The sequence below is a fragment of the Paracidobacterium acidisoli genome, assembly GCF_003428625.2.
Lineage (GTDB): Bacteria > Acidobacteriota > Terriglobia > Terriglobales > Acidobacteriaceae > Paracidobacterium > Paracidobacterium acidisoli.
Genome location: NZ_QVQT02000006.1, coordinates 370,085 through 385,301, shown reverse-complemented (window position 1 = coordinate 385,301; position 15,217 = coordinate 370,085). Strand labels below are relative to the sequence as shown.

The 15,217-nt window shown below is 64.1% G+C and carries 16 protein-coding genes; 7 read left to right on the top strand and 9 right to left on the bottom strand.

All coding sequences use genetic code 11. From position 1 onward, the window contains the following. Window positions 1-28: 28 nt before the first annotated feature. Both fmt and rsmB read left to right on the top strand, forming a co-directional pair. Window positions 29-970, top strand: a complete 942-nt coding sequence (gene fmt, locus D0Y96_RS17565; protein ID WP_117302743.1) for a methionyl-tRNA formyltransferase — start codon at window positions 29-31, stop codon at window positions 968-970. After that, the gene (gene rsmB, locus D0Y96_RS17560; protein ID WP_117302492.1) at window positions 967-2,349 is read left to right on the top strand and encodes a 16S rRNA (cytosine(967)-C(5))-methyltransferase RsmB; all 1,383 of its coding nucleotides are present in this window, start codon (window positions 967-969) and stop codon (window positions 2,347-2,349) included. The genes fmt and rsmB overlap by 4 nt, the downstream gene beginning before the upstream one ends. A gap of 7 nt (window positions 2,350-2,356) precedes the next feature. Here rsmB and D0Y96_RS17555 read toward each other — a convergent pair whose 3' ends face one another. From D0Y96_RS17555 to aroB, 5 genes are read right to left on the bottom strand one after another with little or no spacing between them, the layout of a single operon-like run. Beyond that, window positions 2,357-3,118, bottom strand: a complete 762-nt coding sequence (locus D0Y96_RS17555) for a PASTA domain-containing protein (protein WP_117302490.1) — start codon at window positions 3,116-3,118, stop codon at window positions 2,357-2,359. After that, window positions 3,115-3,549, bottom strand: a complete 435-nt coding sequence (locus tag D0Y96_RS17550; RefSeq protein WP_117302488.1) for an OsmC family protein — start codon at window positions 3,547-3,549, stop codon at window positions 3,115-3,117. Before D0Y96_RS17550 ends, D0Y96_RS17555 begins: the two co-directional genes overlap by 4 nt. Window positions 3,550-3,559: 10 nt before the next feature. Next, a complete protein-coding gene (locus tag D0Y96_RS17545) occupies window positions 3,560-4,990 on the bottom strand; it encodes a cation-efflux pump (protein ID WP_117302741.1) in 1,431 nt (476 codons plus the stop codon). A gap of 35 nt (window positions 4,991-5,025) precedes the next feature. Beyond that, complete coding sequence (locus D0Y96_RS17540) at window positions 5,026-5,826, bottom strand: ubiquinone/menaquinone biosynthesis methyltransferase (RefSeq protein ID WP_117302486.1); 801 nt, start codon at window positions 5,824-5,826, stop codon at window positions 5,026-5,028. Next, window positions 5,823-6,950 (bottom strand): 3-dehydroquinate synthase, encoded by a 1,128-nt coding sequence (gene aroB, locus D0Y96_RS17535; protein WP_117302484.1) that lies wholly within the window; start codon window positions 6,948-6,950, stop codon window positions 5,823-5,825. Before aroB ends, D0Y96_RS17540 begins: the two co-directional genes overlap by 4 nt. A 94-nt stretch (window positions 6,951-7,044) precedes the next feature. Here aroB and nadB point away from each other — a divergent pair, with 94 nt between their 5' ends. Continuing rightward, window positions 7,045-8,607 (top strand): L-aspartate oxidase, encoded by a 1,563-nt coding sequence (gene nadB / locus D0Y96_RS17530; protein ID WP_117302482.1) that lies wholly within the window; start codon window positions 7,045-7,047, stop codon window positions 8,605-8,607. Here nadB and D0Y96_RS17525 read toward each other — a convergent pair. Genes D0Y96_RS17525 through D0Y96_RS17510 form a run of 4 tightly spaced genes read right to left on the bottom strand, consistent with a single transcriptional unit; the run spans window position 8,597 to window position 11,811 of the window. Further along, window positions 8,597-9,523: a TerC/Alx family metal homeostasis membrane protein gene (locus tag D0Y96_RS17525; protein ID WP_252263896.1), complete on the bottom strand. Its 927-nt coding sequence runs from the start codon at window positions 9,521-9,523 to the stop codon at window positions 8,597-8,599. The two genes, nadB and D0Y96_RS17525, sit on opposite strands and share 11 nt — an antisense overlap. Then, entirely contained in the window at window positions 9,520-10,425 is a 906-nt protein-coding gene (locus tag D0Y96_RS17520; RefSeq protein WP_117302480.1) for a M28 family peptidase, read from the bottom strand. Before D0Y96_RS17520 ends, D0Y96_RS17525 begins: the two co-directional genes overlap by 4 nt. A gap of 5 nt (window positions 10,426-10,430) precedes the next feature. Next, window positions 10,431-11,237 (bottom strand): twin-arginine translocase subunit TatC, encoded by an 807-nt coding sequence (tatC, locus tag D0Y96_RS17515; RefSeq protein ID WP_117302478.1) that lies wholly within the window; start codon window positions 11,235-11,237, stop codon window positions 10,431-10,433. Beyond that, window positions 11,230-11,811 carry a Sec-independent protein translocase subunit TatA/TatB gene (locus tag D0Y96_RS17510; RefSeq protein WP_117302476.1) on the bottom strand — a complete coding sequence of 194 codons (582 nt, stop codon included), beginning with the start codon at window positions 11,809-11,811 and terminating at the stop codon, window positions 11,230-11,232. The genes tatC and D0Y96_RS17510 overlap by 8 nt, the downstream gene beginning before the upstream one ends. A gap of 282 nt (window positions 11,812-12,093) precedes the next feature. Here D0Y96_RS17510 and nadA point away from each other — a divergent pair, with 282 nt between their 5' ends. The 4 genes from nadA (at window position 12,094) to D0Y96_RS17490 (ending at window position 15,109) form a co-directional block, all read left to right on the top strand. Beyond that, on the top strand, window positions 12,094-13,299 hold the full coding sequence (gene nadA, locus D0Y96_RS17505) for a quinolinate synthase NadA (protein WP_252263895.1): 1,206 nt from the start codon (window positions 12,094-12,096) through the stop codon (window positions 13,297-13,299). 147 nt (window positions 13,300-13,446) lie between these two features. Beyond that, window positions 13,447-13,881: a DUF2203 domain-containing protein gene (locus D0Y96_RS17500; RefSeq protein ID WP_117302472.1), complete on the top strand. Its 435-nt coding sequence runs from the start codon at window positions 13,447-13,449 to the stop codon at window positions 13,879-13,881. 95 nt (window positions 13,882-13,976) lie between these two features. Next, a complete protein-coding gene (locus tag D0Y96_RS17495) occupies window positions 13,977-14,408 on the top strand; it encodes a Fur family transcriptional regulator (protein WP_117302470.1) in 432 nt (143 codons plus the stop codon). Between the two features lie 164 nt (window positions 14,409-14,572). Beyond that, window positions 14,573-15,109, top strand: a complete 537-nt coding sequence (locus tag D0Y96_RS17490; protein ID WP_117302468.1) for a peroxiredoxin — start codon at window positions 14,573-14,575, stop codon at window positions 15,107-15,109. Window positions 15,110-15,217: the final 108 nt, after the last annotated feature.

Sequence of the window (15,217 nt, the reverse complement as noted above, 5' to 3'; positions counted from 1 at the left end):
CGCAATGGCGGAATCGGATAACCGACGCATGAAGCTGGTCTTTTGCGGCACGCCTTCGTTCGCCGTGCCCACGCTGAAGTCCGTAGTGCGCGCCGGTCACGAGGTTGCGCTGGTGGTCACGCAGCCGGACCGTCCGGTGGGCCGCGGGCAGCAGCTTGCCGCTCCCGCCGTAAAGGTGACCGCGCTCGATGCGGGACTACCGGTGGTGCAGCCGGAAAAGATCAAAAAGAATGAGGAGTTCCGTGCGCAGCTTGAGACGATCGCGCCCGATGCGATCCTCGTCGTCGCCTATGGCCGCATCATTCCGAAGTGGATGCTCGATCTGCCGCGTTACGGCAACCTGAATCTGCATGGGTCGCTGCTGCCGAAGTATCGCGGAGCCGCGCCGATCCAGTGGGCCATCGCGAACGGCGAGCCGGTGACGGGAGCGACGACGATGCACCTCGACGAGGGGCTCGATACCGGCGATATTCTGCTGCAGCGCGGCATGAGCATCGCTCCGTCCATGACGTCGGAAGATATCTTTCCGCTGCTGTCCGAGATGGGCGCGGACCTGATGCTGGAGACGCTGGCCGGACTAAGCGCGGGGACGATCGAGCGGCGTCCGCAGGACCATGCTCTGGCCACGCCCGCGCCGATTCTGACGCGCGACGACGGGCGCATCGACTTCTCGCAGCCCGCGATGACCATCTACAACCGCTGGCGCGGCTTTCAGCCCTGGCCGGGCGCATGGACCACGCTGCAGGGCAAAAAGCTGACCGTGCATCGCATGCTTCCGACCGAGGTCTCGGGGGCATCTGCCGGTCCGGGCGGGTTGCATCAGAACGGCGACCGCCTGTTTGCCGCCTGCGAGGGAAAGACCTGGGTGGAGCTGGTGGAGATTCAGCTCGAAGGCAAAAAGCGCATGGCTGCGGCCGATTTTCTGCGCGGACGCGCGCTCGAGAGCGGCACGAAGCTCGGCGAATCATGACCGGGATGGGCAAAACGGGCAGGATCTCTCCGGCGCGGGCCGTTTCGTATCAGATATTGATACAAATTGAGGAACGCGGCGCGCACAGCGACGAGCTGCTGCGCTCGCCCGAGGTCGATGCGCTCTCTGCGCAGGACCGCAATCTGACGACAACGCTGGTGCTGGGCACGCTGCGCTGGCAGAGCGCGCTCGATATGCGGATACAGCCCCTGCTGCAGCGTCCCGAGACGGAGCTGAGCGCGCAGGCCGCGGCGGCGCTGCGCCTCGGCGCCTATCAGCTTTTGTACCTCGATCGCATTCCGCCGCATGCCGCCATCAGCGAAAGCGTCGAGCTGGTCAAGCAGTCTCCCGAGCGCTTTGCCGCGGGCATGGTGAATGCCGTGCTGCGAAAGATCAGCCAGCAGCCGCGCGCTCAGACGGCCGCGCACACGGCGTCGGCGCGGCAGACCGCTGATGACTTTGCGCATCCGCAATGGATGGTCGAGCGCTGGGCGCGGTTTTACGGCATGGAGGCGGCGCAGGCCGTCTGCGCCTTCGATCAGCAGCCCGCGCCGGTGGCGATCCGTCTGCTGGACGAACGGGCCGAGGCCGAGCTGTCCGCTGCAGGCATCGAGCTGACGCCGGGCGAGTTTCTGCATGCGGCGCGGCGCGTGGTAAAGGGCGATGTCTCGCGCACGGAGGTCTTTCGCGCGGGGCGCGTGCGGATTCAGGATGAGGGATCGCAGCTGGTGGCCGAGCTGGCCGCCGCGGCGCAGCCGGGAGCGCAGCGCATTCTCGATGCCTGTGCCGCTCCAGGCGGCAAGACGGCGATTCTCGCGGAGCGCAACGGCATGGCCGAGATTACGGCGCTCGACATCAGCAAACGCAGGCTCGATGCGATGCGGCACTTTCTGCGGCCAGTCGATCCGGCGGGACGGATTCGCTTCGAGCTCGCCGACGCGGTGAAGATCGCAGCGCGGGCGAAGTACGATCTGATCCTTTGCGATGTGCCCTGCAGCGGAACGGGCACGATTGCGCGGAATCCGGAGATTCGCTTCCGCGTGGACCCGTCGGAGCTGGCGCGTCAGCAGGCGAAGCAGACGGCGATTCTGACGGCGGCGCTGCAGGCGCTCGCGCCGGGAGGGCGGCTGCTCTACTCCACCTGCTCGCTCGAGCCGGAGGAGAATGAGCGGGTGGCAGAGCGGGCGACTGGCGCGGGCTCCGCTTATCGGGCCGTGCCTGTCGAGACGCCTCTCGGCACACTATCGGCCGATGGAACACTGACGGCTGAGGGAGCGAAGCGAGCTTCCAGTGCGATGGCGAACGGCTGCCTGCGCACCATTCCCGGAGTGCATCCCTGTGATGGTTTCTTCGCTGCCGTGTTTGAGCGAAAAGAGTGAAGGGGCTCTAGCGGGCAACTGTTAAAGCAACAGGTGTGGAAGCATCGACGCGCTCGCCGGCGGCGGGGCTTTGCGCAAGGATCGCGCCCGGCGGATAAGATGGCGCGGGTGGCAGCGGCGAAGCGGTGCTGCCCACCGGAAGCACGGCGACCGGGGCATCTTTGACCGGCGCAAGCTGCAGCCCGGCATGGGTGATGGCGAAGGCCGCCGCGGTAAACATCTGGCCGGTCAGGTCGGGCATCACGAAGCTGCCGGCCGATGCATCGCCGGGCTCGGCGACCAGCAGGCTGACCTCCGGGCTTTCGACGCCCGAGGCTTTGGCCTGCGGGCTCTGCGCGATGATGGTACCGGGCTGCGCGCCTGCCCACGGAAGCTGCGCGACGACGCCGGGCTGCAGTCCCACGCGGCGAATCTCGATGGTGCCCAGGCGCTCCTGCTGCCCGGTCACGTCGGGAATGGCGACCCTCTGCGGACCCAGGCTCTCGATGATGCGCACATGCCAGCCGCTGCGCACCAGGGTGCCGGGCGCGGGCGACTGGTTCATGATGTGGCCTGCGGGCGTCTCCGTCGAATAGAAGTGATTTTCAACGTTGAGGTTCAGATCGAGATCCACGCCGCGCCGTACGGCCTGAGCGATGGTCATGCCCCGGAAGTCGGGGATGGAGACCTCCGCTCCGTGAATGGCGAAGTGCATGGTGATGACGGCTGACGTCATGGCGACGACCACCAGCAGCAGCACGATCAGCACGAAGCGGAGGAAGGAGATCAAGCGGAGGCCGCTCCCTCGTCGAGCTCGATCGAATACGTGATGTCAGCGGCTTTCTCAAGCATCTTCGATACCGAGCAGTATTTGTTTTTGGAGAGCGACACCGCATCTTCCGCGGCCTTTTGTGTGACGTTGCCGCGAATGCGATAAGTGAGATGGATCTTCGTGAAGACGCGCGGAGGCGCAGGCGACTGCTCGGCCGTGGCGCTGACGGTGAGGCCGGTGATCGGCTCGCGCTTCTTCTGAAGAATGCTGACCACATCGACCGAGGTGCAGCCGCAGAGCGCCGTCAGCACGGCTTCCATGGGGCTGAGGCCGGTGGTGTGCGCAGGCGTGCTGTCGAAGCGGATGGTATGCCCGCTCTGGGTGTGTCCGTCGTAAAGCGTGCCCTGTTCCGCGCCGGTTTCCGGTTTCCATTCTGTGCTGGCAATCATCGAATCTCCCTCAGCGATGGTGATTATCGGTGGCTGGCTCGGGATGAATCAGCATGCGGTTCACCTCAGGACATTCCTGTTTGAAGCGGTCTTCGAGCAGCGTGATCACCTCGTGGACGCGCTGCATCTCCATCTCATCGGGCAGCGTGCAGTGGCACGACACCTGAATGTGGTCGCCCACCCGGCCGATCACGATGTCGTGAATGTCGATGATCTCCGGAAAGTGCACGGCGGCGGCGCGCAGGTGCCGCTCGATGCGGCGGTCGTGCTCCACCTTCACGCGGTTCTCGATGGTGGCGGGCTCGCTTTCAATATGTGTAAGTACGGAGCTGACCTGGGGAAGCTCGGTGCGGATCTCTTCCTCGATGCTGCGCACGAAGTCGTGAGCCGAGCGCAGCGGCATGTTCTCCGGCACCTCGATGTGCTGCTCGACGTGCAGCCCGTCGTCGAAGGACTGGATGCTCACATCGTGCATCACCACGTTGTTGCGCGAGGCGACGGCGCGCACCTTGTCGAAGATGCTCTCGGCGATGGTGGAGCGCGGAACGGTGTGGATGACGACGTCGGCGCCGGGAAGCACGCGCTGCACGGCCTCAGTGGCGTCGCGCACCAGCTCTTCGGTGCGCTGAAAGGTGAGCTGGCGCGAGAGAGACAGCGTGAGATCGGCGAAGTACGAGCTGCCGGAGCGGCGCACGCGCGCCTGATCGATGGCCAGCACGCCGTCGGTGTGCCGTACCGCATCGAGCACCTGATGGCGCACCTCGGCGGGAATGTAATCGGTGAGGGCGCGAACGGTGCGCCAGGCGAGCCTCCAGCTGAAGACGAGAATCATCAGCGAGACGGCGATGGCGGCGACCGAATCCGTGTAGCGCAGCCAGCCGATGTGGAGCAGAGAGCCGGTCCACGAGGCCAGCAGGCCGACAAAGACGGCGACGCTGCTCCAGATATCGGAGGCGAAGTGCATCGCATCGGCTTCGAGCGCTTCGCTCTTATAGCGGTTGGCGACCGCGCGCAGATGGCGCGAGCGCCAGTAGTCCACCGTGATGGAGAGCATCAGCACCAGCAGCGGCCAGACGGAGTAGCGGATCGCGACCGAGTGGAAGAAGATGCGGTCGACGGCCTCGCCGGAGATCCATACCGCCGATGCGGCCATGAGGAAGGTCTCGACGAAGGCCGAGACGTTTTCGACCTTGGCGTGGCCGTAGGGATGGTTCTCATCGGCGGGCCTGTCGGAGACGCGCACCGAGAGCAGAGTGAGCGCCGCGCCGACCAGGTCGAGCGCCGAGTGAGCTCCGTCCGACAGCATGCCGAGACTGCCGGTCAACAGCCCGGTAAAGAGCTTGAGGGCGGTCATCACGCAGGCCGCGGCAACGGAGACCAGCGCAGCCGAGCGCTTTTCCGCGCTGGCGGCAGGGCTTATGGTCGCGGAGGCATTCTGCATACGGTCTTCCACCGAATCTTCAGCGTATCCTGAAATCAAAAAACGCGGCCGGAGAGCTCTTCCGCCGAAGGTTTGATTCCGCGGTACAGCCCGGCGATGCCCAGGCTGTAAGGCGTCCATGAGACCTGGGTAAAGCCCGTGCTGCGCATCAGATCGAGCATCTGCGGCGGCGGCGGAAAATTCGCCACCGACGACGGCAGATAGGCATACGGGCCGGCGACGCCGGAGAGCCGGGAGCCGATGGCCGGAAGCACCCGGCGGAAATAAAACGCGTACAGACGGCCGAGGAGGCCGCCAGGCTCGCTGAAGTCGAGGATGCCGACCTCACCCCCCGGAGCCAGAACCCGGAAGAACTCTTCGAGACCGGCGCGGTAGCTGGACAAATTGCGGAAGCCGAAGGCCGTGGTGATCAGGTGGAGCGAGCTGCCGGCGAGCGGCAGGTGCAGCGCGTCGGCTTCGACGAAAAAAACGTTCTCCTGCGCCAGCTTCCGCGCGCCGCGCACCAGCATGGCATGCGAGAAGTCCGCGGCCATCACCGGCTGCGCAGCGGCGGGACGGCGCCGCAGCAGTGCCCGCGTCATATCGCCGGTGCCGCAGCAGATATCGAGAACCCGCGCCTCGGGCCGCGCCAGAATATGCCGGAAGCGGCGCGCCGTGCGCCACCACCACAGCCGGTCCACATTGCAGGAGAGAACATGGTTCAGCAGATCGTAGCGCGGCGCGATGCTGTCGAACATCTCGCGCACGGCGCGCGCGGAGCTTTGCTCGCTGTCGGCTCCGGAGGGCCGTGAGCCTGCCGCTGCGGCGCGGGCGATGTTCTGCGGCGCGGAGCTCATCGGCCGCGAGCCTCGGTCTTCTGCTCGGACTGGCGGGCAGCGGCCAGTGTCCACTCGACGGCGTCGCGCATCTCGGCATCCGTCACATTTTCCACGACCACCGCATCGCCGATGCCCTGCGGCAGCACGAAGCGGCGCTTTCCGGCGCGGTTCTTCTTGTCGCGTCCCGCCGCTCCCAGCAGCAGTCCGGCGCTGCTGCGGAAGGGCCGCAGCGGTCCATAGGCGTGAATGGTCTGCGTGATGCGGTCCGCCTCCTGCGCGGTGACGGTGCCGCGGCCGAGCGCGATCTGCAGGGCGGCCAGCATGCCCCAGGCGATGGCCTCGCCGTGCAGCAGCCTGCGGTATCCGGTGGCGGCCTCGATGGCGTGGCCGATGGTGTGTCCAAAGTTGAGGATCATGCGCAGGCCCGACTCGCGCTCGTCGATGCCGACCACTTCGGCCTTCATGCGCACCGACGCGCCGATCACATATTTCAGCGCATCCATATCGCGCTGCAGCACGGCCTCGGCATTGCGCTCGAGAAAACGGAAGAGCTTCGCGTCGCGAATGATGCCGGCCTTGATGCTCTCAAAGAGGCCGGCGCGCAGCTCGCGGGCCGGGAGCGTCTGCAGCGTGGCCACGTCGGCAAAGACGGCGCGGGGATGATGAAAACTGCCGATCAGATTTTTGCCCGCGCTGAGATTGGTGCCCGTCTTGCCGCCGACCGAAGAGTCAACCTGGGCCAGCAGCGTGGTGGGCATCTGAATGTAGTCGATGCCGCGCATGTAAATGGCGGAGAGAAATCCGCCGACATCGCCGATGATGCCTCCGCCGAAGGCGATCAGCACGGAGGAGCGGTCCGCGCCCGCCGCGGCCAGCTCGCCGGCCAGGCGCTCCACCTCCGCGAGGCGCTTGTAGCGCTCGCCCGGCGGCAGAAAGAGGATCGAGGGATGCTGCTCTTTGGGCAGGCCGGAGAGCAGGGCCTCTCCCCAGAGCGCCCAGATCTCGGGCGAGGTGAGAATAAAGAGCCGGGGCAGCGCATCGCCGCTCAGTTTGCGGAGATGGCGCGAAAGCTGCGGCAGAAAATCGCTGCCGACATACACCGGATAATCGGCCGATTCTGTTTTAACGTGTATCGTTCGCACGATCTCTTCATCGTATCGCAGATGGGCTGAACCCTTCGCCGCCTGGGCATACTCTAAAAGGTCTGAACGCTGTTACGTGATAGCCTGGAACGTTATGGCCGGTGTGGAAGAGACGGATTTTATAGTGGTGGGCGCGGGCATTGCAGGGCTGCGCGCCGCGATCGGACTGTCAGCCGCGGGACGCGTGCTGGTGGTCACGAAAGAAGCTCTGGACGAGTCGAACACGCATTACGCGCAGGGCGGCATTGCGGTGGCGATGGGCGGCGACGAAGATGTGGCCCTGCACCTCGAAGACACCATGAACGCGGGCGACGGCCTTGTGAACCGCGAAGCCGCGCGCGTGCTGGTAGAGGAGGGTCCGCGCCGCGTGGACGAGCTGCTGGCATGGGGCACGGGCTTTGACCGCGAGGCCGGCGAGCTGATGCGCACACGCGAAGGAGCGCACAGCCGCAACCGCATTCTGCACGCCAACGGCGACGCGACCGGCGCCGAGATCGGTCACTCGCTGCTGCGGCGCGCCCGCTCCGAAGAGCGGATTACGCTGCGAGAATGGACGCCGACGGTCGACCTGCTCGCCGGGGACGGCGAAGTGAGCGGCGTGACGCTGCTGCGTCCGGACGGCTCGCAGTATGCGGTGTGCGCCCGGGCCGTGCTGCTGGCCAGCGGCGGCGCAGGCCAGGTGTACAGTGACACGACCAACCCCGCTGTGGCCACCGGAGACGGCATCGCGATGGCGTACCGCGCCGGCGCCGAGATCTCCGACATGGAGTTCTATCAGTTCCATCCCACCGCGCTGAGCCTGCCCGGCGTGGCGCGGTTCCTGATCTCCGAAGCGCTGCGCGGCGAGGGCGCGTACCTTATCAACGACCGCGGCGAGCGCTTCATGGAGCGTTATCATCCGCTGCTGGAGCTGGCTCCGCGCGATGTGGTGGCGCGGGCCATCACCCGTGAGGGCATGGGACCGGACGGCGAGCAGCGGCCCGTGTATCTCGACATGCGGCACGTCACCGGTATCGATCCGGTAAAGCGCTTTCCCGGGATTTCGCGCTTCCTGGCGCAGCATGGGCTGGAGCTGCGGCGCGACCGGATTCCGGTACGTCCGGCGGCGCATTACCTGATGGGCGGCGTGCGCAGCGACATGAATGGCGGCACCTCGCTGCGGCGGCTTTACGCGGCCGGCGAAGTAGCCTGCACCGGAGTACACGGAGCGAACCGCCTGGCGAGCAACTCGCTGCTCGAGGGGCTGGTCTTCGGCGCGCGCGCGGCAGAGGCCATGCAGGCGGAGGCGGCCATCGCTGCGGGCGTCGCAGTCGAAATACGCGAAGACACGCTGCCGAAAACAGATGTCACCGCACTGCGGCAGAGGCTGCAGAGGACGATGTGGGAGAAGGCCGGCCTGCTGCGCGAGGGCGATGGTCTGCGCGAGGCGATGCGCGAGCTGGAGACGCTCTCGGGCGATGCTCCAAAGGACGCCGGCCGGCCGGCGCTGGAGCTGCGCAATCTGCAGCGGGTAGGCGAGCTGATCGTGCGCTCAGCGCTGGCGCGTGAAGAAAGCCGCGGCGCGCACTACCGCAATGATTTTCCGAAGCGCGACGACCTTCGGTTTGCCCGGCATTCGGTGACGAAGGCAGGGCAGGGAACCGGGTTCAGAGCTTAGCCGCGGCTTTGCGATCGGGAATCACGCGGCTGGCAATGGCGAAGACGGCCAGCGTGACGAGAATGATGCCGAGCGAGATCGCAACCGGCACATCGATCCACTGGTGCAGCAGCATCTTCAGCGAAACGAAGGCGAGAATCACCGCGAGGCCGTAGTGCAGCAGCCGCAGCCGGTCGAGCAGGCCGGCCAGCACAAAGTACAGCGAGCGAAGCCCCAGAATCGCGAAGATATTCGACGTGTAGACGACGAAGGGATTGCGCGAGATGGCCAGCACCGCCGGAACGGAATCGAGCGCGAAGATCAGGTCGGTGGCTTCGACGGCCAGAATGACAAAGAGGAGAGCGGGGAAGACCAGCCGGATGGTCGGATTATCGGGGCCTCCCGTTTCAATAAAGCCGCCGATGCGCGAGCGCCGCAGCCAGCGAACGAGGCCCGAGGCCTCCGCCTTGTCGGCCTTGTGACGAAGCAGGCGGACGGCGGCGACGAGCAGAAAAGCGCCGAAGAGATATTCGATCCACGCGAAGCGGTTGAGCAGCGTAACGCCGACGGCGATGAAGAGCGCGCGCATGACGATCGCGCCCAGCACGCCCCACAGCAGAACGCGGCGCTGCTCCTCGATGCCGAGGCGCAGCGAGCGGAACATGAGCAGAAAGACGAAGAGGTTATCGACGCTGAGCGAGCCCTCGATCAGGTAGCCGGAGAAGAATTCGAGCCCCTGCTGCCGTCCGTCGGCGTGCGAGAGAAAGATGGCGAATCCAAAGGCCAGCGCCGCCAGAAAGATGGTCCATGCCCAGGCGGTGCCGAGCGCAACCGCCTGCTTGCCGCGCTGCAGGATGCCCAGGTCCACGGCCAGCAGAACCACAACCAGCACATGGAAGAATACCCACCACGTCGTGGTTGCGCCGGCGTGCATCATCGCTGGTTGAGCAGGCTGATCGATTCGAGGAAGGCGTCGCCGGAGATGGTGAGGCTCTCCGCGCTCAGCTTATCCATCGTGTCCTCGACCGTGTGATGGAAGCTGTTCTCGTAGCCGTAGTCGATGTCGATGATGTCGGCGCAGGGCACGCCGCGGTGCACGAACGGCATGTGATCGTCGTCCACCTGATTGTCGCGCGCGAAGAAGTACGACTGATAGCCATACTTCGAGGCGGCATTACGCACCAGGTCTTCGAGCCATCCGGTCGAATTCTGATCGCGGTCGATGTCGAGATCCTTATCGCCCAGCATGTCGGCGAGGATCAGGGCCTTCACGCGCTTCAGCGTGCCGTCGCCCTGCCACTTCTCCGCCAGATGGCGGCTGCCGTAGAGCGCGTCGCTGTCGGACCACTGCGGCTGAATGGACTCTTCCCCGTCGAAAAAGACCAGCCACACGCTGTAGCCCTGCGGCGGATGGGCGCGGAGCCAGTCGGCCATGGCCAGCAGCAGCCCGGTGGTCGAGCCGCCGTCGTTTGCGCCGACAAAGTTGACGTTGCGCAGCCAGTAGTTGGTTTCGTAGTGCGTGGCGAATACGATGACGCCGTCTTTTTTGCCGGGAAAGCGCACGATGAAGTTGTGCATCTGCATGCTGCCTGCGGGCGTTTTGGCAGTGAAGGTGTCCTCTTCGAGCGCGTCGTGCCGGAAGTGATCCTTCAGAAAGGCTTCTGCTTTGGCGTGGCCGGGGCTGCCGATCCAGCGGGGGCCGATGGCGACGAACTGGCGCGTGTATTCAAGGGCGCGTCTGCCGTCGAGCTGCGGCAGATTCTGCACGGGGGCCGCTGACGCCGCGCCCACGGCCAGCAGGCAAAGCGCCGCGGCTGCGCCGCAGAGGATCTGCCGCATCCGCTTCAGGACGCGGCCTCCTTTTCGGCGCGCTTCTTTCGTTGCGCGGGATGAACCATGTAGGAGACGGCGATGCTGATGAGATAGAGCGACAGCATCGGCAGCGCGAAGACGCACATCGTCAGCACATCCGGCGTCGGCGTGATGACGGCCGCGATGATGAAGATGATCAGGATGGCGTAGCGGATGTTCTTCCATAAAAAGCGCGGGCTGACGATGCCGAATATGGAGAGGAACATGATGAGGATGGGCAGCTCGAAGGTGATGCCGAGGCCCAGGATCACGGTCAGAAAGAGGTCGGTGTACTCGTTGATCTCGATCAGCGGACGGAAGTCCTTGTCGAAGGTCAGCAGGAAGTCGAGCGAGCCGGGATAGACCCAGCGGTAGCCGAAGTACGCTCCGGCCAGGAACAGGCCGATGGTGGCCGCCATGAAGGGGACGACGTACCGCTTCTCGTTCTGATAAAGGCCGGGCGAGATGAACAGCCACACCTGATAGAGAACGAAGGGCGCGGCGAGAATGCAGCCGCCCATGAAGCTGATCTTGAGGTAGAGGTTAAAGGGATCGATGGGGTTGTGATAGACCAGCTGCGTCGGCATGTGATGCCTGCTCAGCGCCAGCGTGATCGGCTCCTGCATAAAGGCGTAAATCTTCTCGTGGAAGAACCACGCCACCAGAAAGCCACCAACGATAAAGAGGATCGAGCGCACGATGCGCCGACGCAGCTCCTCGAGATGCTCGAGGAGGCTCATGCCCGGCAGTTCCGCGCGCTCCGTGACCGCCGTTCGGGCGCGATCGACAAAATCAGCCATGATGAAGAGAGGTGCTCTCGTGCTCCTGTTCAGAAGTATGGGAAGAGGCTCCGTTCAGAGCGGCCGGTGCGGGAGCAGCATCGGCCTGCGGTGTTTCGGAGGATTCGAGGTGGCCCGCAGCCGGGGCATCGGAAGGCTCGGCCGGCATCGCGGTGGACGGCTCGGGAAAAGGCTCGGTCTCAGCCGCGGCCATGTAGGGAGACGACGCGCTCACTGTGGTTCCGCTACTGGGAGGCATGATCGTCAGCGTGTCCGATGACGGGGTTTCCGCAGCCGTTTCTGCAGTCTCGGAAGAGGCGCCGGAGGCCAGCTCGCCGGCCGGGGTCTCAGTCTCGGTCTGGCTGCTCTGTGTCTGGCTGTTTTCGGCCAGCTGCAGGCGGGCTTCGCGTTTCTTCTGCTCTTCCTGGCGGTCGAGGTTCCGCAGCTCCTCATCGATCTGCATTTTGAATTCGTTGCTGGCGCGGCGGAACTCCGCCAGCAGTTTGCCGATCTGCTTTGCGATTTCCGGCATGCGTTTGGGGCCGAAGAGTACCAGGGCCAGCAGAAAGATGAATATGGAATCGCCAAGATGCATGAAAGACCATGATACCCGCCAGCATCGGGGGCCACAAATGAGGGGCTCCCGGCGCCGGCAAAGCCCGGAAATCGATAGAGTTGAACCTCACGGCAGCCACGGGGGAACTCTGTTGTGCGGCCGCCGTTTTGTGTACGATATGAGTTACAGAAACAGATGGGCCCGCCCGGTGAGATTCACCGAATTTGCAACGGATTTTCACGAGGCGCGTCTAAAAGGTGTGGTTGCAACATCCCCGTCGACTGGGTGGCATAAGCCACAGCGAGCCGACTGCAGCCGGAATTGCTTTCAACATCCCCGTCCATCGAGAACGGTCTTCCCGTTGGGCTGAAGGCGGAGCATACATTGAACGTACTTGAGGAAGTTGTCCCACAGGCAGAGACGTGTTCTCTGGAGAATTATCTGGTCCTCCCCGACCACACGATGGATGACCGCATTGCGGCCGCCCGCGAAAAGCTGGGCGCGAGCACCGTATTGCTGGGCCATCACTACCAGCGCGATGAAGTGATTCGCTTTGCGGACTTCACCGGCGACTCTTACAAGCTCTCCCAGGCGGCAGCGGCCAGCGAGGCCGACTACATTCTCTTTTGCGGCGTGCACTTCATGGCCGAGAGCGCCGATGTGCTGGGGCGTCCCGACACGGCGGAAAGGCCGGGGCAGCGTGTGATTCTGCCCGACCTGAATGCGGGCTGCTCGATGGCCGATATGGCCGAGATCGGCCAGGTGGAAGACTGCTGGGAGACGCTGCTCGGAGCCGGCCTCAAGGAAAGCGAGCTGCTGCCGCTGACCTACATGAACTCCACGGCGGCCATCAAGGCATTCTGCGGCGAGCGCGGCGGACTGGTCTGCACCTCGTCGAATGCGCGCACGGCCTTCGAGTGGGCCTTTGCGCGCGCGGAAAAGATCCTCTTTCTGCCCGACCAGCACCTCGGCCGCAACACCGGCTGGGCGATGGGCATCCCGATGCAGGAGATGGTGGTCTACGATCCCTGGCAGATCGGCGGCGGCGTTTCGCCGGAGCGTCTGAGGGCGGCAAAGGTCATTCTGTGGAAGGGCCACTGCTCGGTGCATCAGCGCTTTCTGCCGGAGCACGTGGACAAGGTGCGCGCGAAGTATCCGGAGATGCAGGTGATCGTGCATCCGGAGTGCCGCTGGGAGGTCTGCCGGAAGGCCGACGCGATGGGCTCGACGGAACGGCTGATCCGGCTCGTCGCCGACGCGCCCGAGGGGTCGAGCTTCGCCATCGGAACCGAGATTCACCTGGTCAACCGGCTGGCGAGGGAGTTTGCGCCGAAGGGCAAAAAGATCATCACCCTCGACGACACCGGCTGCCTGTGCACGACGATGTACCGCATCAGCCCGCAGCATCTGGCATGGGCGCTCGAAAACCTGGTGGAGGGTCATGTGGTGAACCGCATTCAGGTGCGGGACGACGTGAAGCACTGGGCGCGCGTGGCTCTGGACCGCATGCTCGAGATTCCTGCATAAATATGCTCAGGATTCCTGCATAAGGATCGGCAAAGCGGGCGCGCTCCCTTGAAAAGCCACGAGAGCGTGCCTGCGGAAAAAGCCGCGCAAAGGTCTTCAGGAAAGACCGCGTTAAGGCCTGCGGGAAAAGCCGCGTAAAATAAGACCATGAAGACCTTCACCCTCGATGAGGCGCAGGCGCTTTTACCTGTGCTCGAATCGCTTCTGAAGCGCGCCATCGAGGCTAAACAGGCGGCCGAGTCTCTGCAGGAAGAGCTGCAGGAGCTGAGCCGCCGCATCTTTCTCTCCGGCGGCATGCGCGTCAATGTAGCCGACGTGCGGCGCCGGAAGGCCGCGCTCGACGGTCTGGTGCAGCGCGCCAAAGACGCAGTATCGGAGATCGACGCGATCGGCGTGCAGGTCAAGGATCTGGAAACCGGACTGCTCGATTTTCCCGCGCGGCTCGACGGGGAAGTCGTGCTGCTGTGCTGGAAGATGGGCGAGGAGCGCATCACGCACTGGCATACGCTCGAAGCAGGCTTCCGCGGCCGTCAGCCGATCGGCGACCGCTTCGGACGCGTCAGACCGGACAAGCCGAACTGAAGATTTCCCCGCAAAAAACAAGCCCTCCGGCGCGCAAAGCGAAGGCTCTTCTTCAGTTTTGACAAACGATAATTATTATCGTTTAATAGAAATTGATGAACGCGGCCGAGATCAGAGAGTTTCGCGATGCCTGCTCCGCTGCCGGGATTGCGGTGACGCATCAGCGGCAGGTGGTGTGGCAGGCGCTGCGCAGTATGCACGGCCATCCCAGTCCGGAAGAGATCTACGAGCGGGTCAGGCCGCGTATTCCGGCGATCTCGCTGGCGACGGTGTACAAGAACATTCATCTGTTTATTGAGAGCGGCATGTTTCGCGAGGTGAGCCTGCATCACGGCTCCATGCGCGTCGAGACGAACCCCGAGCCGCATCATCATCTGGTCTGCCGCGTCTGCAAGTCCATTCGCGACATCGACGCAGAAACACTGGGAGTCGCCGGAAAACCACGGCGGCTGCCGGACGGCTTCCTCGCCGAGCGGTACGCCATCGACATTCTGGGGCTGTGCGCGAAGTGCCAGAAAAGCATGTAGCCCTTTTTGCTGCGGTTCCTGCCTGCTTTCAGATTGTTTTTCCTGGCCGGTTTCAGGACTGACAGCGAGTTGTTTTCACAAAAATACGTGCCTTCTCTTTCCAACCCCTTTTTCCCCGAACCCATACGATTTTTCCGAAAATCCAATCCTTACAGGAGTCATTCATGCTGACCGTCGGCGAAAAGTTTCCCGCATTTTCCATTACCGCAACCGTAAGCACCGATAAGAACAACGCCTTCGAGACCATCACGGATGAAAGCTATCCGGACAAGTGGAAGGTGTACTTCTTCTGGCCCAAGGACTTCACCTTCGTCTGTCCGACGGAGATTGCGGCCTTCGGCAAGCTGAACGGCGAGTTCCAGGACCGCGATACGCAGGTGCTCGGCGGCAGCACGGATTCCGAGTTTGTGCATCTTGCGTGGCGCAATAACCACGAGGATCTGAAGGATCTGCCCTTCCCCATGCTCTCCGACATCCGCCGCGATCTGTGCGAGCAGCTCGGCATTCTCGATGTGAGCGCCGGTGTGGCGCAGCGCGCGACCTTCATCGTCGATCCGCAGAACATCATCCGCTTCGTCTACGTCACCGATCTGTCGGTGGGCCGCAACCCGCAGGAGGTTCTGCGTGTGCTCGACGCTCTGCAGACCGACGAGCTCTGCCCCTGCAACTGGCAGAAGGGCGAAGCCACGCTGACTGCATAACGGAGTGGTCAGCCGGCAAAGAAGCGGTCAGGCACAAAGATGGTCAGGGGCAAAGCGGTCAGCGGTTGTGACCGGATAAGCTGGCCGTCTTATCCCTGGTCGTTTCAT